This is a genomic window from Granulicella mallensis MP5ACTX8 (assembly GCF_000178955.2).
GTDB classification, from domain to species: domain Bacteria; phylum Acidobacteriota; class Terriglobia; order Terriglobales; family Acidobacteriaceae; genus Granulicella; species Granulicella mallensis.
The window spans coordinates 1,062,210-1,087,182 of sequence record NC_016631.1 but is presented as its reverse complement, the minus strand read 5'-3'; the positions used below and the strand labels follow the sequence as shown (position 1 = coordinate 1,087,182).

Sequence of the window (24,973 nt, the reverse complement as noted above, 5' to 3'; positions counted from 1 at the left end):
TCAGAAAAAGAGAAGACTCCTGACTCTGGTCGAAAAAATATCAGTGGAAACACGTGGAGTTTAGCCGTGGATAAAGGAGGATGCAATACCTGGAAGGTCATCAATAGCTTCGCAATTTATATGCAAGTAACTTTTCTGTAATGAACTATTTACATGCCTTCATACAGGCCGTGACATGGCACTCTTGGAAATCTTCTATCCCATTCATGTAAAGTTTTTTCTTATGGCTAAGCTGGAGTTGGTGTCCTTTTTGGACTTCAAGTTTGATCTTTCTTCCGGCGATCTTCTTCGTGGAGACAAGCGGCTCCGGATACCGAAACAGACCTCACGCCTTCTGGGAATTTTTCTGGAGCGTCCGGGCGCGGTGGTCACTCGCGCCGAACTTCAGGAGCTACTCTGGCCAGAAGGCGAGTTTTTAGACCATGAGCACGCCATCAACCGGGTGATCACGGATTTGCGTGCCGTGTTTCGGGACAATCCTAAGAATCCCAAGTACATCGAAACCGTTCACAAACGTGGATACCGGTTTCTACCCCAAATCGTCGTAGTCCCAGTGACAACGCCGCTGCTCAATCCTGCTCGCAGTGCTGAGGCGGAGCCTCCGCCGGAAGAACTTGCAGTTGCCGCATCGGAGATGGAGATTCCGTCCGTCGAGCCAGCTTCCTTTCTTTCCCTCCCCGTTGCGGAAAGCCAGCAGCAGACCATCACCATTCTGCCGCCTCTTCAAACATCCAGGCGCCCCCTGCGACGATATCGCTGGCTTTTTGGTGGTGGCGTTGCCCTGCTGATCGTCGTGGCTCTCATCGCTGGACTCTATCGACATCGGCGTCAACCGACGGTCGTGGAGACGAATGTCGTCTCACTCGGAATCGCCCCTTTCCAATCCGAAGGCCCAGGAGCGGAAGAGATGGGAGAGAGCTTTCGCCTCGATTTGGCCGACGCTCTCTCGCAGCTTCCTATCGTTCAAATCCGTGCAACGAACTCGCTCAACAACATCAGCCGCGACGACAACGGCATTCGCAGCATCTCCGAGAAACTCCATCTCGACATGCTTCTGCTCGGTACCCTACGAGTACAGGGCAACCGCTGCACGGTTCAGTTCGAACTTGTTCGGGGTCGCGATTCCCTCCATCTGGCATCGTTTCAATATGAAGGCAGCAAAGACGAACTTGCCCGCATTCGCGATAAGCTGCAACGCGATATCTTCCTGAATCTCCAGGGCAAGGGGAAGTCCATGCAATCCATCCATGGCAGCACGGATGACTCCCAGGCTTATGGGGAGTATTTGCAGGGCCGCGAACTGACGCGGCTCCGTGATCCTACAGCTCTGCATCAGGCTCTCGGTCATTATCAGACCGCTATTCTGCGCGATCCAAGATTTGCCCAGGCCTATGCCGGCATGGCTGCCACCCATCTCGCGCTCCGCTACTTCTCAAATGCCACAGAACACCAGAATGCAGCCAAGCAATTGGCTCAGCAGGCTTTGCAACTCGATCCGCAGCTGGCGGAGGCCCATGCGGCTCTTGGCGACGTTGCTCTGCGCTCAGCGTGGGATTTCGCTCTTGGCGAAAGTGAATTGCGCCGCGCCATCGAACTCGACCCCCACAAGTCGACCTATCATGCGTGGCTGGCCTCGTTGCTGGTCTATGAAGGCCGTTTCGATGAAGCACTATCGGAGATCGATCGCGCTGTTGCAGATGATCCACTCTGGCCTCTGGTCTACAGTATGGCTACCTATGTTGCCGGCATGGCTCACGATAACAACCAGGCGATCGCCTTCGCGCAGAAGTATGTCTCTCTGGTTCCCGATTCTCCCGAAAGCCATAACCAGCTTGGGTGGGCTTATTTCTGTGCCAAACATTATGACGAAGCCTTGGCCGAGTGGGGTCGAATGGCCGAGATGGACAAAGATTCAGCTCGCATCGCCCTGGAGGAACGTGGTCGTGAAGCCTACCATCACGAAGGGATTGTGGCCTACGCTTTGGTACGTCTTGCAGCCATAGAACAGCGGTCCCCCGAAACGACCCGTCGCGGAAACGATTTTGAACCCGCCGAGTGGTATGCCTTTACCGGTCAACGCGACAAAGCGATCGCGTCCCTCCAGCGTGTCGTCACAGAGCACGATGGCGAGGCTATCCTGCTAGCTGTAAATCCTATGTTCGACAATCTTCATGACGATCCACGCTTTCAATCACTTGTCCACCAGGTGGGGCTGACCCTTCCCAATTACTCGCACCGGAGTCCACGTTAGAGGTGCCTTAACCTCCCCTGTTGAACCTCGCAGCTAGTTCTTTGACGGCAGAATAAACGTCTTTTCCTGCAGGAAAACCCCTATTCCCTGCAAACCTCTCGAATGTTTCATCCGTCTTCTCTAAGAAGAGAGTGATGGAACGCGGAGGGGACAGATGTCCTGGATAGCCCACGCAACCCCGACAGGTACAGTCACGATCGATTGGATCGTGACTTCAATTCAGTCATTTCTCAGTAGCCTCGGCGTAAGCCAGCACGGTCATACGGTGGCCCTCTGGCTCTTCTTTGCGGGTTGTGGAGTATTACAACTCTGCCTGAGCTTTTTGGTCTGTACGCCCATCGAGCGATACTGGCCGCTTACGAGCTGGTCCCCACGGAATCCGATTGCAGCCGATGTGGCGTATGCCTTTTTCGTCCGCCTGGTACTCTTTCCGCTTGTCGCCTTCTTTGAATACAGTTGGCTGCAACAGCAACTTGATCGATTCTTCCTCGCACATTCGATCAGTCCACCGTCGCTGACTGTGCTCGTGCCTGCATTGGCTTCGTGGCCACTCCTAGTCTTCTTCTTATACTTCGCCATCCTCGACCTCTCCGATTACTGGAGGCATCGCCTGTCTCACAGGTATGGCTGGTGGTACGGTGTCCACTCCGTGCACCATGCCGAAGATCAGATGACGTTCTGGTCGGATGAGCGATCGCATGTACTGGAAGACACGATCACTTATCTATGGCTGATTGTGGTGGGCCTGTTGATTGGTGTTCCGGCCTTTCAGTTCCCCTTTGTCATTCTTGGATTTCGACTTGTAGGGAGCATGGCGCACTCCAACACACGCATCAGCTATGGATGGCTGGGCGACCACATCTTTATCTCCCCTCGTTTCCACCGAACGCACCATGCACTGAAGGCAGCAGGACGGCGCAGCTGTAACTTTGGTACCGCTCTGTCCTGGTGGGACATTTTGTTTAGAACAGCCAAATTCCACGACAGCACCGTCGAGACCGGCGACGCCGGGGCAGAGCCTGCGATGGTTACCGGCTCGTGGGGAGAACAGCAGGCTGCAGGCTTCCGCCGAATGGTTCGGCTGGCTCGGCGTGCCAGAAAAGCAGACGCCGCAAAGGTCACCTCATGATCAATCCCGAAGTATCGCCATGGATAAGTCGAGCTCTTCATCATGGTGTCTTAGGCATCACACCGAAGGAGAGTTGGAAGCTCCAAGCGTATGAATCCTACAGAACGAAACTGCAAGCAGCGAACTTCCCATGCTTCTTTGGACAGGCAGGTGAGATTCGCGGCGAGATGATCTATACCTTCATCTCACAACACCTCCCGCAACAGTTTGTAAGAGACATGCAGGAATTCGTCACGCTGCTGAACACAGCGGAGTATGAGCGTTGCAGCCTGGTCGCATTCTGCGAACCAGATCCAAAGATTACGACGCACATCGCTTTTGTCGATCGCTTCTGGGAACTGTTGCAGATGCTTCATGAGCATGACCGTCACCCCGCGCTTGAGAGAACGCCGAATGATCCACTCTGGGAGTTCTCCTTTGAGGGATGCGAGATGTTTGTTGTAGGGTCATCACCAACCTATATCCAACGCCGCAGCAGAAATCTCGGCCCCGGTATCGTGCTTATCTTTCAGCCCCGAAGGCTCTTTATCGATCCCGCTACCTCCCAGCCCATTGCAGCCGAAGTGCGCCACAGGATACACAGGCGGATGCTGTCCTATGACGAAATGTCTGTCCATCCAGACATAGGCTTTTATGGTCAACCCACCAATCGTGAGTGGAAGCAATACGCACTTCCGGATGACAATTCGCCCGAGACTGGAAGCTGTCCCTTTCACACTCGAAGGCCTTGAAATTATCCTTTTTTTGCTCCTTGACATATTCCTAAATCGGAATATATTGAGTCCATGACGCGAAAGGCCTACCCGACGGATGTCTTCAGCGCTATTGCCGAACCACGGCGGCGCGAGGTCATCACCGTGCTGTCTGACGGCCATGAGTACGCCGTCAACGAGATCGTCCTGCGTATGAAGATTGCCCAGCCTGCTGTTTCCAAGCACCTGGGTGCCTTGCGCAAGGCCGGCGTGGTGACGGTGGTCAAGCGCGGGCAACATCGCATGTATCGCCTTAACGCTGCGGGCCTGAAGCCGGTGCACGATTGGGTGAAGGTCTTCGAGCGCTATTGGACGCATCAGGTCGACCAGATCAAGCAGCGCGCCGAGCGCAAGGCGCTGGAACGAATGATTCGCCTGGACGAGGGCTCAAACCCAAAGGAGGAGGAATAATGGCAGCCACCGTAATGGAAGGCGTATTGCACGCCTTCGAGATCATCAAGGAAGAGGAGATCGCCGCCCCCATCGAGATCGTCTTTGAGACGATTCTCGAACAGATGGGACCGTTGAACTCCACTCCAGAGAAGCCGATGCCAATGGTGCTTGAGGCCTGGCCCGGCGGGCGCTGGTATCGCGACCTGGGCAACAATACCGGCCACTTCTGGGGCACGGTACAGGCCATCAAGACTCCATCGCTGCTCGAAATTTCAGGGCCGCTCTTTATGTCCAACCCTGCTGTCTCGAACATTCAATATCGCCTGACCGAAGAAGACGGAGTGACGCGCATGCACTTCGTCCATCGCGCGATGGGCTGGGTGGGCGAGCAGGAGCACGGCGTGGACGGAGGCTGGAACCAGTTGATCGGACGTATCCGCACAGCAGCCGCGGAGCGGGCAGGCAAGTAGCCATGTGTCCCTTCTGTGCAGGGATCGCGATATGGATTGCCGCGGGCGCTGTCTCGACAGGCAGTGTTTCCGCGCTCGCCGTGACGAAGTTCTGGAACAGGAAAGCGCGCAAGCGCGAACAGGGAGGAAGTCATGAACAGCAATGAGCAGATCGCAGCGATGAAGAAGCCCCCGGTCGTGTCGGCTGAGGAGTGGCAGAAGGAGTGGCAGGAGATGCTGGTCAAAGAGAAGGAGCACACCCGCTTGCACGATGTGCTGGCGGCGGCGCGGCGGCGGATGCCGTGGCTCGCGGTCGAGAAAGAGTACGTCTTCGAAGGTCCGCAAGGAAAGGTCTCGCTGCTCGATCTCTTCGACGGCCGGCGGCAACTCGTACTCTATCGCGCCTTCTACGATTCCAATGTCTATGGCTGGCCCGACCACGCCTGCGTTGGTTGCTCGCTCGGCGCAGACCAGGTCTCGCACCTCTCGCACCTGCACGCGCGGGATACCACGCTGGCCTACGCCTCGCGCGGATCGCAGGAAAACCTTGCCCGCTTGAAACAGCGCATGGGCTGGGACAAAATCCCCTGGTACACCCTCACCGACGACTTCGATAAGGACTTCGGCGTCGACCAGTGGCACGGGCACAACGTCTTCTTCCGCGACGAGAACGACAAGATCTTCCGCACATACTTCATCAACAATCGCGGCGATGAAGCCATGGGCAGTGTGTGGAACTACCTGGACGTCACGCCATTAGGACGGCAAGAGGATTGGGAGGACTCTCCCGAGGGCTATCCGAAGACGCCTCGTTACAAGTGGTGGCGCTGGCACGACGCCTACGGCAACGAGGATGCCAGGTGGAACACCGTGGTCGATAACGCGGTGGTGACGCTGAAACTGTAACGGCAAGCCGGCCTCGCGTCAGCTAAAAGTACAGTGGAGAGATGAAGACCAGTCAGGCCACGGCGCTGATTCGCACACCCCTCATCGAATGGTCGCGACCGCAATCGTGGTGCGATCTTGGTTGCGGCAGCGGAACGTTCACAACCGCGCTTGCGCAGTTGCTGGCTCCCGGGAGCACGATTCATGCCGTCGATCTGGACCAGAGAGCGCTGGAGAGAATTCCGGATCAGTATGACGGAGTCGAGATTCGTAAGATCCTGGGAGATCTGCGGAGCCCGAGCCTCCGCCTTCCATCGGTCGATGGAGTTCTCATGGCAAACTCTCTGCACTTCATTCAGGAGCAACACCTGTTTTTGAGAAGGCTTTTGTCCGTGACAGATCGCTTCCTGATTGTGGAGTATGAGCGATCCAGACCAAATCCGTGGGGACCCTATCCGGTCGACTTCGAAAGGCTTCGCGAACTCTTCCGTGAGTCAGGAGTGGAGCGTGTGGAGAGACTGGCGACACATCCATCGCGGTTTGGGGGCACGATGTATTCGGCCTTTGCCGAGCAGTCCAGAGCATAAAGTTACGGATATCTCTGAGGCCGGGCCTCCCCCCGCGCGATCATGGAAGACCACTATGCTGACAGCGCTGTATTCGAACCGACAATTGATCGTCCCCGGCACGCTAGAAAGGATGACGCTCGCCTGCTCATGATCTTCAACGCCAGGAGCGCGGCCATCGGAACGCTTAGTTTCTTCCGCCGAATCTTTCTGGCCCCCTTCGGCCGTGCGCTTGAGACTACATCACCACGGGATCACGCCTCCTGTGCGGGTGAAGGTACCCGTCGGACCCTCCGGCCCGAGCAGCGCAACGCGCACCGCTTCGGCGGCACCTTGCTCGACAGTCTCCGTCCCCTCATAGCCGTTGAGGTTCGTCTTGGTGAAGCCCGGGGAGACGGCGTTGACCTTGATTCCCGTCGGCTCCAGCTCGATCGCGAAGGCGAGCGTGATAGCGTTGAGAGCCGTCTTGGACGCGGGGTAGACAGGACCGAAGATCGAGCGCCAGGGGAAGGCCGGATCCGCGTTCGCAGTCAACGAGCCAACGCCGCTCGAGACGTTGACGATGCGGGCTGCCGGCGCCTCGCGCAGAAGCGGCAGCATCGCCTGGGTAAGAGCGATGACGCCGAACACATTGGTCTCCCACACCGCACGCATTTCATCGAGGGACACAGCGCTCGGCCGGGTCGTCTTCGCGTACTCCTGAATGGACATGCCGGGCAGCTTACTTGTATTCGAGATAGCCGCGTTGTTGATGAGTACATCGAGGCGGCCAAACTCCTTTCGGATGCGCTCCGCCGCCGCGGCAATCGAAGCCTGATCCGTCACGTCGAGTTGGAGAGCGCGGGCGTCTCCGTCGATCGTGTTGGCTGCGGCCTCGCCGCGTTCGACATTGCGCGACCCGACAAGCACAGTGAAACCGTGTGCCACCAGATCCTTTGCGATTTGAAGACCGATTCCTTGATTGGCCCCGGTTACCAGGGCGACAGGTTGGTTCTGCATGATCATCTCCTTTACCGATGTGCGCGGTTGACATCCAGATAGCGGTTGCGATCACCCTGTAAACACAGGGCGTCAGAGTCTGACCGCATACATTACCAGGACACAGGGCCGTCCTCGTCCGAGAATGTGCCGGTTGGACCATCCGGACCAAGCAGCGCGAGACGTACGGCTTCACGAGCGCCCTGTTCGACCGTGCGTATGCCACGGAAGTTGTTCAGATCGGTCGCCGTGTAGCCTGGGCAGGCAACGTTGACCTTGATGTTGGTCTTTTCCAGTTCAAGCGCGAAGGCCAGCGAGATCGCATGCAGGGCTGTCTTCGACGGACTGTAAGCGGCTCCGAAGACATGACGATATTCATAGCTGGGATTTGAGTTCAGAGTCAGCGAACCGGACGAGCTTCCCAGGTTAACGATGCGTCCCGCCGGCGCCTCGCGAAGCAGCGGCAGCATCGCCTGTGTAACAGCGATTACGCCAAAGACATTCGTCTCAAAGACCCCACGTACGTTGTCGAGCGGCGAGCTACTGGGAATATTCGTCTTCATGCGTTCCTCGAACGAAGTACCCGGCGGCACCACGCTCGTGATGCCGGCATTGTTTACGAGCACGTCAAGCCGACCGAACTCATTCCGGATGAGATCGGCTGCAGCGACGATCGATGCCGAATCCGTGACATCCAGCTGAAGGGCGCGGGCACCTTCTCCAATGCTCTTTGCCGCCCTCTCGCCATTCTCGAGGTTGCGCGAGCCGACGAGTACGGTGAGGCCATGTTTCGCAAGATCCTTCGCGATTTGAAGTCCAATTCCCTTGTTGGCCCCGGTGATCAGGGCGACCTGTTTGTCCTGCATGTGATCCTCCTTTACGGTTTGCGGCTGAGCTCCTACTATCCGGAACCATGTTCCAGATACTAAACGGAACACGGTTCCGTTTGCAAGCCGCTACGGATGGAAAGACGAATGCCAGCCTGGAATGCCCGGTTGCCCTGATATTCTGGAAGGCACAGACGGAACCACGTTCCAGATACTAAACGGAACATTGTTCCACTTGCAAGCCGCTACTTATGCCAAAAAGAACTCCAGCAAATACGGATCATCCGAGCCCCGATGGCGGCAAGCCTCGCCAGATGCGCGCCGATGGACAGCGCAAGATGAGTTCCCTTCTTCAGGCGGCGATGGAGGTTTTTGCAGAGTCAGGAGTAGACGCGCCTGTCCGCGAGATCGCGGAAAAAGCGGGCGTGGGCCTTGGCACGGTCTACCGGCATTTTCCGCAGCGCTCGGATCTCATCGTGGCTGTTTTTCAGAGTCAGGTGGACACCTGCGCAGAGGCGGCCGTTGCCATAGCGAAAAAGTACGAGCCGGGCGAGGCGTTGGCTCGCTGGATGCAACGCTTTGTCGACTTCATTGCTACGAAGCGAGGGCTTGCAAAAGCGCTGCACTCAGGCGATCCGGCTTACAGCGCGCTGCCCGCCTACTTTGACAAACACCTCAGGCCAGTGCTGGAAGGTTTGCTGGATGCGGCGGTTACAGCAGGAGCGGTGCGCCCCGGCATCCAGGCTGGCGAGCTGCTTCGAGCCGTGGCAACGCTGTGTCAGGGCCCTCACGGCGAAGGGACCGCTTATGCGAAAAGAATGGTCGAGCTGATCGTTGATGGCCTGCGATACGGGGCCGGCACTGAAATCAGCAAGCGCTAGATCTGACATAAACGTTCGGCTGTGGAGATCATGGCAGCCGCGCGCGAGGCCGGCTGGCGTGTCCTCGCCTGTGGTCCAGAACCTGGAGCCTACGCGTGGGAGCGGACCAGCCGGTCGAGTTGTCCGATGGCGTGATCGAAGTCGCGGTATCGCAGTTCATAGGCAGGAACGCCTGATAGTACCTGCACCGCCTCTTCATGGATCGCACGAATTTCGGCGATGGGATATAAATTTTCTCGAATGCGCTCTATCGCAACGCCATCGGGTAGCGGTAGCAGTTCTCCCGTCTCTGACGACCCTCGATTGAGGTAGACGATAAAGTCGATTCTCGCCTCGCTCGCGGTAATGAGCCCGGGCAACTCGGAGGTAGGAACTTCAATGGAGGGTTTACCCTCTGCTCGTGGAGTGAGTGCACGACCTTCCAGCTCTGGAAAGAGTGTCTTGGCCGTCGGTCGAAAACGCACCTGATACGAGTTGCCGACGACCCGGGGATCATCCGTGCCGTGTAGAAGATAACTGGCGTCGTCCGAAGTATAGGTCCATCCGGCACGCGCGCAGGCATAGGACAGAGAAGACTTGCCCGCCCCGGAGTCTCCACACAAAAGAATACCTCGTCCGTACCGGCTGACACAGGCTGCGTGCAGAGCTGTTACGGCTGACGTGCAGAGAAGAACATACGCAGCGCCTTCAAGAAAGTGATAGCGAAGATACAGACTGTGACGTATCGTCGCCTGATTCAGCCAGACGGCGGCAAAGCCTGCTTTAAGATCGACGATCGCCTGATTGTCTGCGTCCGCCACAATCGATAACAAGTGACGGTTAGCCCGAGAAGCAGGCGTGGGCGGGCACTCGGACCCGCCTCCTTCACTAACACTGATGCGGAGCTGCACTACAGAATCAATCTGCCGAGGACGAAGATAGCCCCAACTATCGTTAGCGGCGTCCAGAACGGCTTGCTCATTGGTGACGATCTCGACGGGAAAGCCAAGAGGATAAAAGACGCCACGGAGCGGCAACTCCATATTGCAAAGGAGTGTCTCCTCTGCCGTGACTGGCTTTGGAGCGATAGTCGCCTCAGGAGATCCGTGTTTAAGAAGTTCGGTCGTCAACAATTTTCCTTTCCTGCACCTGGCTGGTTGAAGCTGAAAACTTCCATCTTCTGCATTACCGGTTGACTAACAAAGTGTAGGAAGGATGGGTGATTGGTTTGTCACCACTTTGTCCGCGCTTCGTCACCATTTCCACGAACGAACTTCCTGGAAAAGAGCCTTCAACTCGCTCTGGACATAAATGACAAACTCCTGACAATTCATAGACACCGATGTGACACGCTCTTAACAGCGAAACGGCAAGATCTCAATAGAGGAGCGTCGTCTATATGCCCAAGAACTCCGTCTCATCCAGGAAAATCGTCTTCTTCTTCCCTTCCTTCGCTAGTTCAGAAGCAACGGCGCCTCTAGGGATCCTGGCTGTCGCAACCCCGCTCATACGAGCTGGCTTCGACATCGTTCTCATTGACTCCACCATCACCCCCAACTTCAAACAGCGTGTACTTGAAGAGGTTCGTGACGCCGTCTGCCTGGGCATCTCGCTCGTCACCGGTCCCATGATTCGCGAGACGGTAGAGATCGCGCGTGCGGTTAAGGAATGGAACCCTGATTTTCCCATTATCCTCGGCGGATGGCATCCCTCTCTTCTTCCCGACCAGACTCTTCAGGCTGACTGCGTGGACTACGTCGTTCGCGGGCAGGGCGAGGATGCTCTCCTTGAGCTCGTGCAGCACCTCCAGAGTCACTCTGCCCCGGACCTCATAGCAGGCATTGGTTTCAAACGCGGCGGTAAACTCATCATGACGCCTGAGCGCCCCCTCAAGCCACTCATGGATATGCCTCCCAAGGCTTATCACATTGCTGATTTCGACGCCTACGAGCGCGGCTGCGGCAAACGTTGGGCCATGTATACCTCCTCCCTTGCGTGCCCGTTCAACTGCGGCTACTGCACGAACGCCGGTGTCTATGGCCGCAAGTGGAACGCCCTGCCACCCGAACAGTTCGTCGAAGAGACAGTCGATCTCACCCGGCGCTATCAGTTGGAGATGTTGTGGGTGGTCGACGATAACTTCATGGTCGATCTCGACCGTGTACGAGGTATCGCGGAGGGCCTTGTGCGCGAGAAGTCGCAATTCAAGTGGAGCGTGCAAGCCACGACAAATATGGTTGCCCGGCTCTCCCATGAGGATTTGACATTGCTTCGCCGTGCGGGATTGCAGCAAATCTGCCAGGGCGTTGATTCCGGCTCCCCCAAGGTCCTGCAGTTGATGAATAAGACCTTCCAGGACTTCGACCAGATCTACGAGAGTGCCGCACGCTGCCTTGCCGCGGACATCCGGCCCTCCTTCAATATCATCTTCGCCTTCCCAGGCGAGGGTATGACGGAACGCCGTGAAACCATCAATTTCATGATGGACGTCTGTCGCCGCTTTCCTGGCGCGGAGTTCTGGACGAACATCTTCACTCCCTATCCCGGCTCACCCATCATGAAACGCGCCCAAGAGATGGGCATAGAAGTTCCCAAGACACTCGAGGGATGGGCCGACTACTTCCCGCGCTACACGCAGCTTCCCTGGCTCAAGGGCAAAGAGCACGAGCGCCTCCAGATAACGCGGGATTATCTCCGCATCGCCTTCGACCGTATCCCCATCGCGACGGACACTCGCGGCCCCATCACCCGCATCGCCCAAAAAAGTCTCTCTCTTCCGGCCCGTTGGCGCCTCGACAATGATGTCTACAAGTACCCCGTAGAGATCTGGCTCAATAACAAGCTGAAGAAACGCCTATCAGCGGCACACAAACCCGCCGTCGATGCCAAGCGCCTCGCCAACACACCTGCGGAGGCCGCATGCTAGAGGCCTTCGATCAAACCGTCGCTCCAAGCCGCGGCAAGGTGGTTCTCTTCTATCCACCTTATGATGGGCCGCCTCTCGGTGCCCCCCTCTCTCTGCTCGCGCTTGCCGGCACCTTGAAGGAGGCCAACTTTGAGGTTGTGCTGATCGACGCTGCAATCGAGCCAAAGTACCTCGATAAGATCCGTGAACATTGCAAGCATGCAGTCTGCATCGGCATCTCAGTCCTCACGGGCCCCATGATTCGCGGCGCCATCGAAGCAGCGCAGTGTGTCAAGGAGCACACACCCACCGTCCCCGTCATCTTCGGAGGTTGGCACCCGACGCTCTGTCCAGAGTCCACCCTGCGTGAGTCTTATGTCGATATCGTCGTGCGTGGGCAGGGCGAGGCTACCATCGTTGAATTAGCGAAGGCCCTCGCCGACAGAAACCCGCTCGATTTTATACAGGGCATCTCCTGGAAGAAGAACGGACGTCTCATCGAAAACTTCGAGCGCCGCGTCCAGCCCATCGACGCCTTTGCACCGCCGGCCTACGAGGCCACGGACTTTGACAGCTATGAACGCATCTCCGGCAAACGCGAACTCGCGTATGCCACCAGCGTTGGCTGCCCCTATGCTTGCAACTACTGCACGGACATGGTGGTCTACAAACGCCGCTTCAACGCATACGCTGCCGAGCACGTCGTCGCCGAACTCGTGGGCCTCGTCAAACAGTACCGTATCTCCAATGTCGCCCTGCTTGACTCCAACTTCCCCGTTGACCTCCGTCGCGCCATCGCTATCGCCCAGGGAATCCGCGACTCTGGCGTCAAGTTCACCTGGACCTTTCAGGCATCCACTGACTTCATTTGCCGCATGAGTCAGGATGAAGTGCAGTTACTTGCCGACAGTGGTGTCAGCTATATGGGCTTCGGCACTGAGTCTACCTCCAAGGCTGTTCTCAAATTGATGAACAAGCGCCATCAGCGAGTGGATGAGATGTATGAGACCGCGCGCAAAGCATCGCTTGCGGGTATACGCGTTACATTCAACCTCATACTCGGTTACCCAGGTGAGACCGAACAAGATCGTCTCGAGACCTTCCGAACGATGTCCGATATCGGTAGGCAGTTCCCGAATGTACGCTTCTCCCCAAATATCTTTACCCCTTATCCAGGCATTCCAATCTGGCCGCAGTTGCGTGAACTCGGTGTCGTAGAGCCTCAGACTCTCGAAGACTGGATGACTATGCCACTGGGAGCTAACTTTCTCCCTTGGCTCAGAGGACGTGAGCTTGCACGTCTCGATCGTATGCTCGAGTATTTTCTTCTACTCAATCAGGTTCGCCACAAGTCTGGAGTAAGCAATATACAGAAGCGTATCGCCCGCCTCGTTAGCCGGCCAATACGCTGGCGGCTCGACTCCTCCCAGTTCTCTTTCCCTTGGGAGTTGTGGCTTTCGCATGTCTCGGAGTATTTAGTCAGGCGCCGTTCCCTTGTCACAGGGCAGCCGTTGCCAGTGCTTACGCCCGCGTCGAAACAGGAGCCGGCCAATGTCTGCTGACCGGGTCAGCGTCCTGCTCACACACTCGCATATAACATCGAGCAATGGCCAAACATAGAAAGGAGAGCTTGATGCCGGACCTTCTGCTTACCCACGGTTATTTTCTCTTCGATGATCCGAAAGAGATCCAGATCATGAAGCCCTATGCTCCACTGGGGATTCTCTATCTATGTTCCCATCTGCGCGCGCGGGGTTTTGACGTCGACGTATTTGACACAACCTTCTCCAGCAAGCCAGACCTCATTCATCACCTGCGCACCGAGACTCCAACGGTGCTCGGCATCTATGCCAACCTGATGACGCGGACAAACGCCGTAGAGATCATGGCAGTCGCGCGCGAAGCCGGCTGGCGTGTCGTCGTCGGTGGTCCGGAACCTGGAGCCTATGCGCAGGAATACCTGGAGTCTGGCGCGGAATTCGTGGTCTTCGGCGAAGGTGAGGCGACCATGGAGGAGTTGCTGACCGCCCTGCGCGCACGCGCAGACCAGACCGACGCCGGCTGGAGATCCAAGATCGCCGGGGTAGCCTTTCTCGATGAGTCCGGGCACTACCATCAGAATCCGCCACGAGCCCAGATCGCGGATCTTGACGCACAGCCGTGGCCCGCGCGTCACGCCATCGATCTTCATCGCTATGTCGATACCTGGCGAACCCATCACCAACAGGGTTCGGTCAACTTCATCACCGCGCGTGGCTGCCCGTATAAATGCCGCTGGTGCAGCCACCAGGTTTACGGCCAGACTCACCGCCGCCGCGATCCGCTCAAGGTCGTCGACGAACTTGAGTTCCTCCTCCATGAGTACACACCGGACATCGCCTGGATCTCGGACGACGTCTTCACGATCAATCACGATTGGATCCGCAAATATGCAGGCGAGATGCGTCGCCGCAATATACACATCCCCTTCGAGTGCATATCGCGAGCCGACCGGCTCAATGAAGAGATGCTGGATCTGCTCGCAGAGCTTGGCTGCTTCCGCATTTGGATCGGGTCCGAATCAGGTTCGCAGCGGCTGCTCGACTCCATGGACCGCGGCGTAAAGGTAGAACAGGTCCAACGCGCCATCGAGCAGACCCGCGCGCGTAACATCCAGAGCGGCATGTTCTTGATGTGGGGTTATGAAGGCGAAGAGATGGAGGACATCGAGGCGACCATTCATCATGTCAGCAAATCGAAACCTGACATCTTTTTCACCACCGTCTCCTATCCCATCAAAGGCACGCCCTATTACCAGCAGATCCAGAGCAAGCTGGTGCAACTCGGTCCGTGGGGCAAGAGTTCAGACCGCGAGATCAAAATCAAGGGTCGTCATTCCCGCGCCTATTATGCCCACGCAGACAAGCTTCTCCGCGACGAAGTAGAACTCGCCAAACTCACAGACGGCGGAGGGCAAGACATAGCCCTCATCAACAATCTCGCACAGAGCATTACAGCCTCACGCCAGGGCCTTCTGGCCACGCAGTACGAGGTAGAGGCATGATCGCTTCTCCTCTCTCAACTACGGTTCATGCTGCCGGAGCCGCCTTTGACCGTCTCGCCCCCGTCTACGACGATAAGTTCACCGAGACTCTCATTGGCCGCGCTCAGCGCAACTCTGTCTGGAAGGTCCTGCTCGAAACCTTTCGTCCTGGCGACAGCATCCTGGAGCTCAACTGCGGCACCGGCGAGGACGCCCTTTTCCTCGCCCAGCACGGCATCTCTGTCCTGTCCTGCGATGCTTCGCAAGAGATGATCACGCACGCCGAGCAGCGGCTCAAAGCTCAACCCGTTCCGTTGTCCGTCGTATTCTGCCATCTCCCCACGGAGCGTATCAACGAATTTGCCCCCGCCCGTCGCTTCGACGGCGTCTTCTCCAACTTCTCCGGGCTCAACTGCATTGAGGACCTCGCACCTGTCGCCGCATCGCTCGCCCCTCTCGTCAAGGATGGGGACCGGCTTCTGCTCTGCTTCTCAACCCGCGTCTGTCTGACGGAGATCTTCTACTACCTTGCTCTCGGCCAGAAGAAAAAAGCGCTTCGCAGACTGAGCGGTCACACACAGGCCACCATCGACGGCGTCTCGCTCGATGTTTACTATCCGAGCCTCAAGCAGATCCTTCGTAGCTTCAGCCCGCACTTCCGGCTCAGCTCCACCACTGGAATCGGTGTCGCGGTGCCCCCCTCCTACCTGGAACCATGGGCTCGCAATCATCCGACTGCCTTTCGGCTTCTTTGCCGTCTTGAATCTTTTCTCGCCCGTGTGCCGCTCCTGCGCACTACAGGCGACCACGTTTTGCTGTGCTTCGAGAAAGTCTCGCAATGATCATCCTCTTTCATCCCCGCGCCACGAAGCCACGCAACAGCCGGCTGCCTCTGGCAGTGCTTGCCCTCGCCGCCGTTCTCGAAGGTAAGGTCGACTACGAGATCGTAGACGGCAACGCGGAAGACAATGCGACCCAACGCATCCTCGACCTCATCTCCACCCACAACGTTGAGCTCCTCGGCGTCTCCGCGATGCCCGGCCCCCAGATGGTCGCGGCCATGGAGACCTCTCGCGAGATCCGCCGGCTCCGTCCCGAGGTCCCCATCTGCTGGGGCGGCTACTTCCCTTCTATCTATCCCGACGCCGCCCTCAACGCCCGTTATGTCGACTACGTGGTCCGCGGCCAGGGCGAAGACACCCTTCTGGAACTCCTCGACGCCCTTCGCGGCAACCGCGAACTCGACACCATTAAGGGGCTCCTGTACAAAGACATGTTCGGCCTGCGCCGCGACAACGGTGAGCGTCCGATGAAGGGGCCGGACGAGTTCCCCTGGTCCCCCTTCCACCGCCTCCCCGTTGAAAAATACCTTCGCCCATCCTTCTTCGGAAAGCGAACAGCCGTACATCACGCCAGCATCGGCTGCCCCTTCAACTGCAGCTTCTGTGGAGTTCACGCAGCCTACGGCAACAAGGAAAAGTTCGAGTCTCCCGAGCGCACCGTCGCCATACTCACCCATCTCGTAAAGAACTACGGCGCGGACTCCGTCCAGTTCTACGACATGAACTTCTTCCTTCGCGAAGATAAGGCCCGCGAACTCTGCGACGGCATGGCCCATCTGAACCTTCGTTGGTGGTGTGAAGCCCGCGTCGACATCATGTCTCGCTATTCAGACGAGACATGGGCCTCCATCAAACGCGCCGGCTGCGCGATGATCTTCTTCGGCGCGGAGTCAGGCTCCGACTGGGTGCTGGAGGAGATGCAGAAAGGCATCACCACGGCTCAGACTCTCGAGATCGCGCGCCGCACCCGCCAGTTTGGCATCATCCCGGAGTTCTCCTTCGTTATCGGCAACCCCAACGATCCCGACCGCGATACCCACGAGACTCTGCGTTTTATTCGCAAGATCAAGCGCATCAATCCGGACTCCGAGATCATCATCCAGCATTACACTCCCACTCCTCAGCCCCATCAGGCCGGCGATGGGATGTATGGCAACATCGAGGTCCCCTTCCCCGATACCCCCGCTGGCTGGGCCACCGAAGAGTGGATGAACTTCACCCTTCGTATCGATACCAACGCACCCTGGCTCAAGCGGAAGACCAAGCTCCTCATCGACAACTTCGAGACCGTCGTCGCATCCCGCTGGCCCACGGTTCAGGACATCCGGGCGCCACGCTGGAGTCGTATCTTCCTTCAAGTGTTGAGCGCGTGGCGTTATACGCTGCACCTCTATCGCTTTCCGTTCGAGCTCCACCTCGCTAACCAGTTCATCGCTCTGCGTAGACCAAAACGGGAAAGTCTGTGAACACCGCCACACGTGCGCTCTTCAATGATTGGGCTGAGGTCTATGACATTCAGCCCAATCCCCTGCTTCTACTCGAACAGCGCACTCTCCCTCCGATGATGCCGCCGATCGAAGGCCTTGATGTCCTCGACGTAGGCTGCGGTACCGGGCGCTGGCTAAAGCAAATGGAACTCCTCGCCCCCAGTTCCCTCACCGGCACGGACGCCTCCGACGCGATGCTGAAGAAGGCACGCGCCACGCTCGCTCCCACCACCGCCCTCCACCTCAGCGACTCCACCACCCTGCCCGTCGCCGACGCGTCGACTGATCTTATCCTCGCCTCTTTCGTCTTGAGTTACCTCGCAGATCTGGATGCCTTCGCAGGCGAGTGCGTTCGCATCCTCCGCGTTGGCGGACACCTCCTCCTCTCCGACATGCACCCCACAACGGCCGCACAGCGCCATTGGATTCGCTGTTTTTATCTTGAGGGCAAGCGCATTGAGCTTCCCGCCAACCCACTCACCATGACTGAGATCATCGCCGCCTTTAGCCGTCGCGGCTTCCAACTCCTCACACTCAACGAACCCGCCTTCGCCGAACCCGAACGTCATGTCTTCGAGCAAACGAACAAGCTCGCGGAGTACGATGCGCTGCGTTCCGTCCCCGCCATCTACCTCATGAAGTTTCTGAAAGCTGCGGAAGGCAACGAGTCTGTTACGGAACTCGCCAACCGCACAGAGGGACGCGCCGATACTTCTGGGAAGCCGGCTTCGGAGGTTACTCCGTCCTTCGTCGATCGGCGTTTAAGACGATGATGTGCATGAGGTAAAGGGAGCTGAGAGCATCATGCTGCAGTTCCTTTGAACGCTGCAATATCGCGACGAGGGGGCATCGCGAACATGCGAGAGTACTCGCGGCTGAACTGCGAGGGACTTTCGTAGCCGACCTGAAATGCGGCTGTTTCCACGTTTGCTCCAGAGGAGACCATCAGTCGCCGCGCTTCAAGTAACCGTAGCTGCTTCTGGTATTGAAGCGGCGTCATGGACGTGATTGCCTTGAACTGGCGATGAAATGCAGAAGGACTCATTCGCGCTATCGCGGCAAGCTCCTCGATGCGAACGGGCTCCGCAAAGCGATCACGCAAAGTATGAATTGCGCTGATGACTCGTTGCGTGTGGGGATTGGTCAGCGTCATCTTTACCACGTCACCGCCCTGTGGTCCCGTCAGTAGCCAATAGCAGATCTCGCGCATGATTGCCGGATAGAGCATCGGAATTGCCTTCGGCGTGCCAAGCAGGCGCACCATACGCAAAGCGCAGTCCGCAAGGGGTCCGTCGAAGTCAGCCACACACACACCCTTACTCACCTTCGAACTCGCCGTTGGCGGCGCTTCTGTCTCATCGATGACCTCGCGCATGATCGCGAGGTCGAACTCAAGAATGATGCCTAGATACGGTTCGCTTGGACTTGCTTCGACGACGGTGCCAAACGCCGGCATCTCGACGCTCACCACCAGCGCTTGCCCGGCAGCATAATCGAACCGCTGGTCGCCAAACATGGCGGACTTGGCGCCTTGAACGGTGATGCACAGAGCAGGCTTGAAGATGAGGTGGTTCGGACGTTTCTCGTGATCCGATCGAAGAATGGTAAGCCCTGCGATCTCCGTAACAAACGGGCTCTGCCCAGTCTGCGCGTCCGTGTAATGCTTGACCGCCTGTACCAAATCACGAAGCATGTTCGCCCTTACTCCTGGATCAACCCTAGGCTTCTTAGCAGGAATAGGCAAGAAAAGGGAGAGTTTCGGCATTCTCTTCTAAGCACGTTGAACCTATCCTCAATCACAGGAAGGCATTAAGGAGCAGAGCATGGCAACAAAAAACAACTCATTTCGCAGTGGAACGATCGCTATCGTAACCGGTGGAAGCCGCGGGCTCGGCCGCAATACGGTACTCAATCTCGCCGAGCGAGGAGTTCACTCGATCTTTACTTACAACTCCAATCGTGCAGAAGCCGACAAGGTCGTCGCCAAAGCCAGCGAGCTGGGAGCCAAGGCCATTGCCTTGCAGCTTGACGCTGGAAAAATTGGCACCTTCGACCAGTTCGTGCTGAACGTGAAAGACGCGCTGCCGAAGCTTGGTGCGGAGAGCTTCGACTTTCTAATCAACAACGCCGGCACTTCGCACCACGCCGCCTTCGACAAGGTGACAGAGGAAGATTTCGACGGACTCTACAACGTGCATTTTAAAGGCGTCTTCTTCCTGACACAGAAGCTCCTTCCGCTTATCAAGGATGGTGGAAAGATTTTGACCATCTCGTCAGGCCTGACCCGCATCATCTATCCCGGCAGCTCCGCCTACGCATCCATGAAAGGCGCAGTTGAAGTTCTTACCAAATACATGGCGAAGGAATTAGGCCCACGCAGAATTACAGTCAACTGCATCGCTCCAGGAGCGGTCGCTACCGATTTCAGCGGCGGTATGGTCCGCGATAATCCCGAGGTCAATAAGCAGGTTGCGGCGATGACGGCGCTCGGACGTGTAGGCATGCCGGACGACATCGGACCAATGATCGCGTCCATGCTTTCCGACGACAATCGTTGGGTGAACGCCCAGCGCATTGAGGTCTCCGGGGGCATGTCCATCTAACCAGGATGCCGCAGTTCGCCGAAGACCGTAACCACGGTCTTCGGCGAGGACATTCAGCCGACGAAGATTGCACTCGTTCGACTTGCAGATCGGTAAAACGCAAAGTCGATCACGCAGACGATATCAAATGATCAAACAGAGACTGGATCAGGTTGCGTGTGCTTCTCTGCGACTGTTCTGCGCCAAGGATTCTCTGGGTAACTGCCAGACCGTGAGCGAGATTGATGATAACCGCGATGAAATCATCCGGCATCAATTTCGAAGTGACGTCAGGAGCTTTCACGAGATCTCTGATGAGATCACCTCCGTCGCGAATCTGCTGCCGATGCACTTCAACAAAGCTTTGCCGGATACGTTCGCTTCGAAGAGCTCCGACCTCGAATTCAGCACGGAGTACGATCCAATCGTGGTCCGTCATCAGTTCGGCGATGGCGTCCCGCATTTTCTTCAACCGTTTCTTCCCTGAAGGCTCCTCCTTCAGCAGAGACCGGAAAAAATCCAGCCGATGCGCCTGCTCCTCCTGGATGACAGCGACAAACAATTCCTCTTTACCGCCGAAATTGGAATACAGAGCGCCCCGAGAATAACCGGCATCCTCCGCGATCTTCTCCGCCACGGCACCGCCAAGCCCGTAACGCAAAAAGTGCTTGCGCCCCACGGCGATCAGTGCGGCGCGGGTCTGTGCCTGGCTCTCCTCTCGGGTGAGCCGCTTCCGTGGTTTTGCTCTGCTCACAGGCATTCGGTTCCTTGGCCCTCCAGGTTGTTCCCGCAATTCATCAACTGTTTCTGAGGTCATATGCGGACACTGCGGATGTCCTAGCACCTTCACATCGCTCAGATTCCAGTCTGGACAGAATGAACACTCTGCATCCAGATACACTTATAGCCTATCGGTAGAGCACTCGCCAACACCAGTTCCGTGGGCGAACATTCAATGCCGCCGCGTCGATACACTTCCACATCCTGGGACCTGTGCGAATGACTGGAAGCGTCAAACAATTGCATCACCAGAACGGCTGCTATACACACAGCCCCGGCAATCGCGAGAAGTACATACAACAAATAGACCATCGGAATGTCTTCAACGTCGTCTTTCATACTGCTTCCTCCTTAGCCATTTTGCGCAGATAAGGTGTTCGCAGAGCGGAGTCAAGACCGCGTCACTCCACGGCGGACGAGCACCAATCCCATAACGAGGCACCCGGCTGCGGTTAGCCGCAACGTCGGCACGTAAGCCGATCCCAACCATGCAAGGTATGCAAGAGAAACATTCTGATTGGCCTCCAGGAAGGTTCCCCAGACCCCTGAGACGATGCAGACGATGCCCAGCACCAGGCAGATCCACTGCTCGATAGCAACAATCAGTTTGAAGCGGGAGTCCTTTCGCTCATCCTCTCCGTTCTTCCATATCCCCTGTCCGGCACTCGATGTGTGCTTATGATCGAGGCCCTTGGCAGCTCCACGAGAGTTGCTGGTCCCATCGTGAATCGTGGAAATGCCTTTGGCCGCCAATATTCCGCCTGCGCCTGAGTCAGCCATCATCGGTCCCTCCAGTGACGCTTCTTTACATACAATACGCCTTCAGATACAGTTTGTCTTTGAATGACGAATGACGTTGACAGATGAAATTGCAATGGAAGGTCGACATCTCGGTACCGAAATCTATAGGCGCCTGAATGGGCATCGGCGGACATAGTCGGTGTGCGGAAAATCGCTTCACTGGAAAGGAATGTAATGGCAGCAGAGGTCTCTAGTAGCGGGCAATGGAAACCTGACGTCAACCCGTGGCTCATCGCTGCAACGGTTGCGCTGGCTGCCTTCATGGAGGTCCTCGATACCTCCATTGCCAATGTTGCCCTTCCTCACATTGCCGGCGACCTCGGCGCCAGCACCAGTCAGGGAACCTGGGTACTCACCAGCTATCTTGTTTCCAACGCAATCATTCTGCCAGTTGGTGCGTGGGCATCGAGTGTCATCGGCCGTAAGAACTTCTTTCTGCTCTGCATTACGATCTTCACCGCCGCAAGCTTTCTCTGCGGTATTGCGCCAACACTTCCGATCTTGCTTTTGGCACGTGTTCTTCAGGGCATCGGAGGTGGCGGCCTTCAGCCGATGGCGCAAGCCATCATGGCAGATTCATTTGAGCCAAAGAAACGAGGCCAGGCCTTCGCGCTTTACGGCCTCGTCGCTGTACTTGCGCCCTCCCTCGGCCCGACGATCGGCGGTTGGATCACGGACAACTACTCGTGGCGTTGGATCTTCTATATCAACCTGCCAGTTGGCATTCTTGCCTTCTTTCTGGTGAGCCGGCTGGTTCAAGATCCACCCTGGATCAAAGCCGACCGCTCCAACCTCAGGAAACTGGATTACATCGGCCTGGGTCTGCTGACCGTTGCCATGGCCGGCATGCAGATCATGCTCGATAAGGGTGAAGAGAACGACTGGTTTGCCTCCAACTTAATCCTCACCTGTGGCTTGCTGTTCGTTGCTGGGATGGCTGGCCTCATCTGGTGGCAGTGGCGGGCTAAGAATCCCATCATGAATCTGAGGCTTTTCAAGTACAAGAACTTCGCCATCTGCTGCCTGCTCATGATCCTGGTCGGCGGTGTCTTGAATGCTGCCACTGTACTTGAGCCGCAATTCCTGCAGCAGCTAATGGGCTACACGGCAACCCGCGCTGGAGAAGCGCTCGCGGGCGGAGGTGTTGCCCTGCTCGTCGTTATGCCTCTGGCAGGAGTGGCTACCGGCAAGTTCCCGGCAAGGAACATGGCTGCGTTCGGGTTCGCTTGTTTTGCCGGTGCGTTCTATTACACCTCAACGCACTTCACGCTGACGATGACGTTCGGTTTTGCCTCCTGGTTGCGAATTCTTCAGATGTTCGCGATTCCTTTCGCCTTCATCGCCATCACCAACGCAGCCTATGTCGGGCTTCCGAAAGAGGCGAGCAACCAGGTCTCGGGGATCATCAACTTCGTCCGCAACGTTGGTGGCAGCATCTTCATTGCTGCCACCGGAGCGATTGTCACCAACCGCTCACTCTTCCATCAGGCACATCTGCAGGAGTACATGCAACCTGGCAATCCTGCCTTCGTCAGCCGGATCAACGCACTTACCGCTTACTTCGGCGGAAGCGGGAAAGGGCCGGGGCCCGGCCTCATGGCACGAGCTGAGGTCTATCAGGAACTCAATCAGCAGGCCGCCGCCATGGCGTATCAGGACATCTACCGTCTGCTTTGTTGGATGGCAATCGGCATGATAGCGTGCGCCTTCATTCTAAGTAAGAACAAGCCCGGCGAGGGAGCTCCTAAAGGAGAAGCAATGCACTAGCAACACACGAGTTACGAAGCCGTTCCAGTTAGGAGATAGATTCCGATGTATGACGAAAAAACGAATTCAATGATTGAAGCTCAACAAACATCTGTTGGGATGGTTGCCGATCTCTTGCTGACGGCAGAAAGAGAGTTAGGAGCTTTTTATGGGGCGATTGCTGGAAGGTATGGCTCAGAGGAAGCTAGAAAGGCCGCACATGATTGGATAGAAGAGGTAGAGACTATGGATTGGCCTATGGAAGGAACGATCCCGAACTGGCGCCATGTGTCTATCGTCGCCGCCAACTGCCTGGCCTCCAGAGTCGTCCAGCGTTCACTAAATCCATGAGGGTCAGAAACCCCGCAGTTGGCCCGGCCAGCGCGAGCATGAAAGCGTTGCAACTTTTCATCTTTGCCAGGATGCTGCCTACACGATGGCTTCAGCGTGGACGGCTTCTCCCAGATCCCCATGTCTCACACTTTCTGCGACAAACATCGAAGCAGATGGAATAGCGCGACCACCGGTCGTGACCCAGGTGCGAGTCCAGACGCGGGCGACGAGACGCATCACGATCAGAACAACGATGGCGAGGCCGGCGTACAGAATGAACCCTGCGCGGTAAGAGCCAGTGTGTTGTTTGGATTGACCGAGGAGGTTAGGCAGGATGCCGCCACCAAGGGCTCCGATCTCGCCGATCATGCCTCCGGCGACCGCCGTGGTGAGGGGCCAGCGTAGCGGAACGAGTTGGAAGGTGGCGCCATTGCCTGCTCCAAGAGCCGCAAAGCAGAGCATGAAGAGCAGGGTTGTCGCGAGAAGAGAGGGAGCGGTCATGAGGCCGAAGAGTCCTGCGACCGCAATGAGGAAGACGACCGAGAGAGTGGTGATGCCTCCGACGCGATCCGCGAACCAGCCGCCTACGACGCGGGTAAGCGAGCCGGTAAGAGTCGCGAGTACGGTGAGGCTGCCGGCCTGAACCTTGGTGACGTGAAACTGCGAATAGTAGAAGGACGGCAGGAAGGTGGCGAGGCCGAGGAATCCACCAAACGTGATGATGTAGATGAGATTGAAGACCCAGCCATCCTTCTCGAAGAGGCAGGAGAGATGCTGCCGAAGAGTCTGATGCTCGATATCGGGCGGCTCTTTGGCGAGAACGATCATGACGATCAGCGGAAGGAGCATCATCACGGCAGCGAAGCCGTAGACGCGCTGCCAGCCGAAGTGCATCGCGAGACGTGGAGCGAAGAGAGCGGCTAAAGCTGTACCGCTATTGCCTGCCCCGGCGATCCCCATGGCGAGGCCCTTGTATTGCCTCGGGAACCAACCCGAGCCCAGCGATAAGGCGACTCCGAAGCTGGCTCCCGCAATGCCCAACAGAACTCCCATCGCGAGCACATCGTTGTAGGACTTGACGAAGAGGAAGCCAAAGACGAGTGCCAATACGATGGCCGACATCTCCACGATGGCCGCCTTCTTTCTCCCGATGTATTGAGAGAGGACGCCGAGTGGGAAGCGCATAAAGGCACCGGCGAGAGTGGGCACGGAGACCATCAAGCCGATCTGGGCAGGCGAGAGATGGAACTGCTCGGAGATGAAGGGCCCCATGGCACCGTTGAGAACCCAGACGGCGAAAGAAAAATCGAAGTAGAGAAAGGCCGCGAAGAGGGTTGGGGGATGGCCCGATTTGAAGAAGGCTTTCATATTTGCCATAACTTGGG

25 protein-coding genes are annotated in these 24,973 nt (G+C 57.0%); 17 read left to right on the top strand and 8 right to left on the bottom strand.

Going from position 1 to position 24,973, the window contains the following annotated elements:
* Window positions 1-175: 175 nt before the first annotated feature.
* The 7 genes from ACIX8_RS04570 (at window position 176) to ACIX8_RS04540 (ending at window position 6,446) form a co-directional block, all read left to right on the top strand.
* Window positions 176-2,251 (top strand): winged helix-turn-helix domain-containing protein, encoded by a 2,076-nt coding sequence (locus ACIX8_RS04570; RefSeq protein WP_014264151.1) that lies wholly within the window; start codon window positions 176-178, stop codon window positions 2,249-2,251.
* Between the two features lie 154 nt (window positions 2,252-2,405).
* Window positions 2,406-3,380, top strand: a complete 975-nt coding sequence (locus ACIX8_RS04565; RefSeq protein WP_014264150.1) for a sterol desaturase family protein — start codon at window positions 2,406-2,408, stop codon at window positions 3,378-3,380.
* Window positions 3,377-4,111: a YqcI/YcgG family protein gene (locus ACIX8_RS04560; RefSeq protein WP_014264149.1), complete on the top strand. Its 735-nt coding sequence runs from the start codon at window positions 3,377-3,379 to the stop codon at window positions 4,109-4,111. The genes ACIX8_RS04565 and ACIX8_RS04560 overlap by 4 nt, the downstream gene beginning before the upstream one ends.
* Window positions 4,112-4,165: 54 nt before the next feature.
* The gene (locus tag ACIX8_RS04555; RefSeq protein WP_014264148.1) at window positions 4,166-4,543 is read left to right on the top strand and encodes an ArsR/SmtB family transcription factor; all 378 of its coding nucleotides are present in this window, start codon (window positions 4,166-4,168) and stop codon (window positions 4,541-4,543) included.
* Window positions 4,543-4,995, top strand: coding sequence for an SRPBCC family protein (locus ACIX8_RS04550; RefSeq protein WP_014264147.1), 453 nt, complete (start codon window positions 4,543-4,545; stop codon window positions 4,993-4,995). The genes ACIX8_RS04555 and ACIX8_RS04550 overlap by 1 nt, the downstream gene beginning before the upstream one ends.
* Window positions 4,996-5,127: 132 nt before the next feature.
* On the top strand, window positions 5,128-5,880 hold the full coding sequence (locus tag ACIX8_RS04545) for a DUF899 domain-containing protein (RefSeq protein ID WP_014264146.1): 753 nt from the start codon (window positions 5,128-5,130) through the stop codon (window positions 5,878-5,880).
* Window positions 5,881-5,921: 41 nt separating this feature from the next.
* On the top strand, window positions 5,922-6,446 hold the full coding sequence (locus ACIX8_RS04540; protein WP_014264145.1) for a class I SAM-dependent methyltransferase: 525 nt from the start codon (window positions 5,922-5,924) through the stop codon (window positions 6,444-6,446).
* 222 nt (window positions 6,447-6,668) lie between these two features.
* Here the strand turns inward: ACIX8_RS04540 and ACIX8_RS04535 are convergent, their stop codons facing one another.
* Both ACIX8_RS04535 and ACIX8_RS04530 read right to left on the bottom strand, forming a co-directional pair.
* On the bottom strand, window positions 6,669-7,424 hold the full coding sequence (locus ACIX8_RS04535; protein ID WP_014264144.1) for an SDR family oxidoreductase: 756 nt from the start codon (window positions 7,422-7,424) through the stop codon (window positions 6,669-6,671).
* Window positions 7,425-7,516: 92 nt separating this feature from the next.
* Window positions 7,517-8,269, bottom strand: coding sequence for an SDR family oxidoreductase (locus ACIX8_RS04530; protein ID WP_014264143.1), 753 nt, complete (start codon window positions 8,267-8,269; stop codon window positions 7,517-7,519).
* 299 nt (window positions 8,270-8,568) lie between these two features.
* On the opposite strand from ACIX8_RS04530, the gene ACIX8_RS04525 reads away from it, so the two are divergent.
* Window positions 8,569-9,111, top strand: coding sequence for a TetR/AcrR family transcriptional regulator (locus ACIX8_RS04525; protein WP_223295463.1), 543 nt, complete (start codon window positions 8,569-8,571; stop codon window positions 9,109-9,111).
* A gap of 89 nt (window positions 9,112-9,200) precedes the next feature.
* On the opposite strand, the gene ACIX8_RS04520 is transcribed toward ACIX8_RS04525, so the two are convergent.
* Window positions 9,201-10,220 (bottom strand): aldolase, encoded by a 1,020-nt coding sequence (locus tag ACIX8_RS04520; protein ID WP_150110486.1) that lies wholly within the window; start codon window positions 10,218-10,220, stop codon window positions 9,201-9,203.
* Between the two features lie 269 nt (window positions 10,221-10,489).
* Here ACIX8_RS04520 and ACIX8_RS04515 point away from each other — a divergent pair, with 269 nt between their 5' ends.
* From ACIX8_RS04515 to ACIX8_RS24350, 6 genes are all read left to right on the top strand, one after another.
* Entirely contained in the window at window positions 10,490-12,016 is a 1,527-nt protein-coding gene (locus ACIX8_RS04515) for a B12-binding domain-containing radical SAM protein (RefSeq protein ID WP_014264140.1), read from the top strand.
* Window positions 12,010-13,557, top strand: coding sequence for a B12-binding domain-containing radical SAM protein (locus ACIX8_RS04510; protein WP_014264139.1), 1,548 nt, complete (start codon window positions 12,010-12,012; stop codon window positions 13,555-13,557). Before ACIX8_RS04515 ends, ACIX8_RS04510 begins: the two co-directional genes overlap by 7 nt.
* Window positions 13,558-13,628: 71 nt before the next feature.
* Entirely contained in the window at window positions 13,629-15,038 is a 1,410-nt protein-coding gene (locus ACIX8_RS04505; protein ID WP_014264138.1) for a B12-binding domain-containing radical SAM protein, read from the top strand.
* Window positions 15,035-15,859 carry a class I SAM-dependent methyltransferase gene (locus tag ACIX8_RS04500; protein ID WP_014264137.1) on the top strand — a complete coding sequence of 275 codons (825 nt, stop codon included), beginning with the start codon at window positions 15,035-15,037 and terminating at the stop codon, window positions 15,857-15,859. Before ACIX8_RS04505 ends, ACIX8_RS04500 begins: the two co-directional genes overlap by 4 nt.
* On the top strand, window positions 15,856-17,325 hold the full coding sequence (locus ACIX8_RS04495; RefSeq protein ID WP_014264136.1) for a B12-binding domain-containing radical SAM protein: 1,470 nt from the start codon (window positions 15,856-15,858) through the stop codon (window positions 17,323-17,325). The genes ACIX8_RS04500 and ACIX8_RS04495 overlap by 4 nt, the downstream gene beginning before the upstream one ends.
* A complete protein-coding gene (locus ACIX8_RS24350) occupies window positions 17,322-18,119 on the top strand; it encodes a class I SAM-dependent methyltransferase (RefSeq protein WP_014264135.1) in 798 nt (265 codons plus the stop codon). Before ACIX8_RS04495 ends, ACIX8_RS24350 begins: the two co-directional genes overlap by 4 nt.
* A 29-nt stretch (window positions 18,120-18,148) precedes the next feature.
* On the opposite strand, the gene ACIX8_RS04485 is transcribed toward ACIX8_RS24350, so the two are convergent.
* Window positions 18,149-19,039 (bottom strand): AraC family transcriptional regulator, encoded by an 891-nt coding sequence (locus ACIX8_RS04485; RefSeq protein ID WP_014264134.1) that lies wholly within the window; start codon window positions 19,037-19,039, stop codon window positions 18,149-18,151.
* A 130-nt stretch (window positions 19,040-19,169) separates the two neighbouring features.
* Between ACIX8_RS04485 and ACIX8_RS04480 the strand changes: the two genes are divergently transcribed.
* Complete coding sequence (locus ACIX8_RS04480; protein WP_014264133.1) at window positions 19,170-19,949, top strand: SDR family NAD(P)-dependent oxidoreductase; 780 nt, start codon at window positions 19,170-19,172, stop codon at window positions 19,947-19,949.
* Between the two features lie 109 nt (window positions 19,950-20,058).
* On the opposite strand, the gene ACIX8_RS24345 is transcribed toward ACIX8_RS04480, so the two are convergent.
* The 3 genes from ACIX8_RS24345 to ACIX8_RS04465 all read right to left on the bottom strand — a co-directional run bounded on the left by ACIX8_RS24345 (window position 20,059) and on the right by ACIX8_RS04465 (window position 21,491).
* The gene (locus ACIX8_RS24345) at window positions 20,059-20,682 is read right to left on the bottom strand and encodes a TetR/AcrR family transcriptional regulator (RefSeq protein ID WP_190273744.1); all 624 of its coding nucleotides are present in this window, start codon (window positions 20,680-20,682) and stop codon (window positions 20,059-20,061) included.
* Window positions 20,683-20,783: 101 nt separating this feature from the next.
* Window positions 20,784-21,047, bottom strand: coding sequence for a hypothetical protein (locus ACIX8_RS04470; RefSeq protein ID WP_014264131.1), 264 nt, complete (start codon window positions 21,045-21,047; stop codon window positions 20,784-20,786).
* 51 nt (window positions 21,048-21,098) lie between these two features.
* The gene (locus tag ACIX8_RS04465; protein WP_014264130.1) at window positions 21,099-21,491 is read right to left on the bottom strand and encodes a hypothetical protein; all 393 of its coding nucleotides are present in this window, start codon (window positions 21,489-21,491) and stop codon (window positions 21,099-21,101) included.
* A gap of 192 nt (window positions 21,492-21,683) precedes the next feature.
* Between ACIX8_RS04465 and ACIX8_RS04460 the strand changes: the two genes are divergently transcribed.
* Window positions 21,684-23,276 (top strand): DHA2 family efflux MFS transporter permease subunit, encoded by a 1,593-nt coding sequence (locus ACIX8_RS04460; RefSeq protein ID WP_014264129.1) that lies wholly within the window; start codon window positions 21,684-21,686, stop codon window positions 23,274-23,276.
* A gap of 45 nt (window positions 23,277-23,321) precedes the next feature.
* Window positions 23,322-23,606, top strand: coding sequence for a hypothetical protein (locus ACIX8_RS04455; protein WP_014264128.1), 285 nt, complete (start codon window positions 23,322-23,324; stop codon window positions 23,604-23,606).
* A gap of 78 nt (window positions 23,607-23,684) precedes the next feature.
* Here the strand turns inward: ACIX8_RS04455 and ACIX8_RS04450 are convergent, their stop codons facing one another.
* Window positions 23,685-24,965: a nitrate/nitrite transporter gene (locus ACIX8_RS04450; RefSeq protein ID WP_014264127.1), complete on the bottom strand. Its 1,281-nt coding sequence runs from the start codon at window positions 24,963-24,965 to the stop codon at window positions 23,685-23,687.
* Window positions 24,966-24,973: the final 8 nt, after the last annotated feature.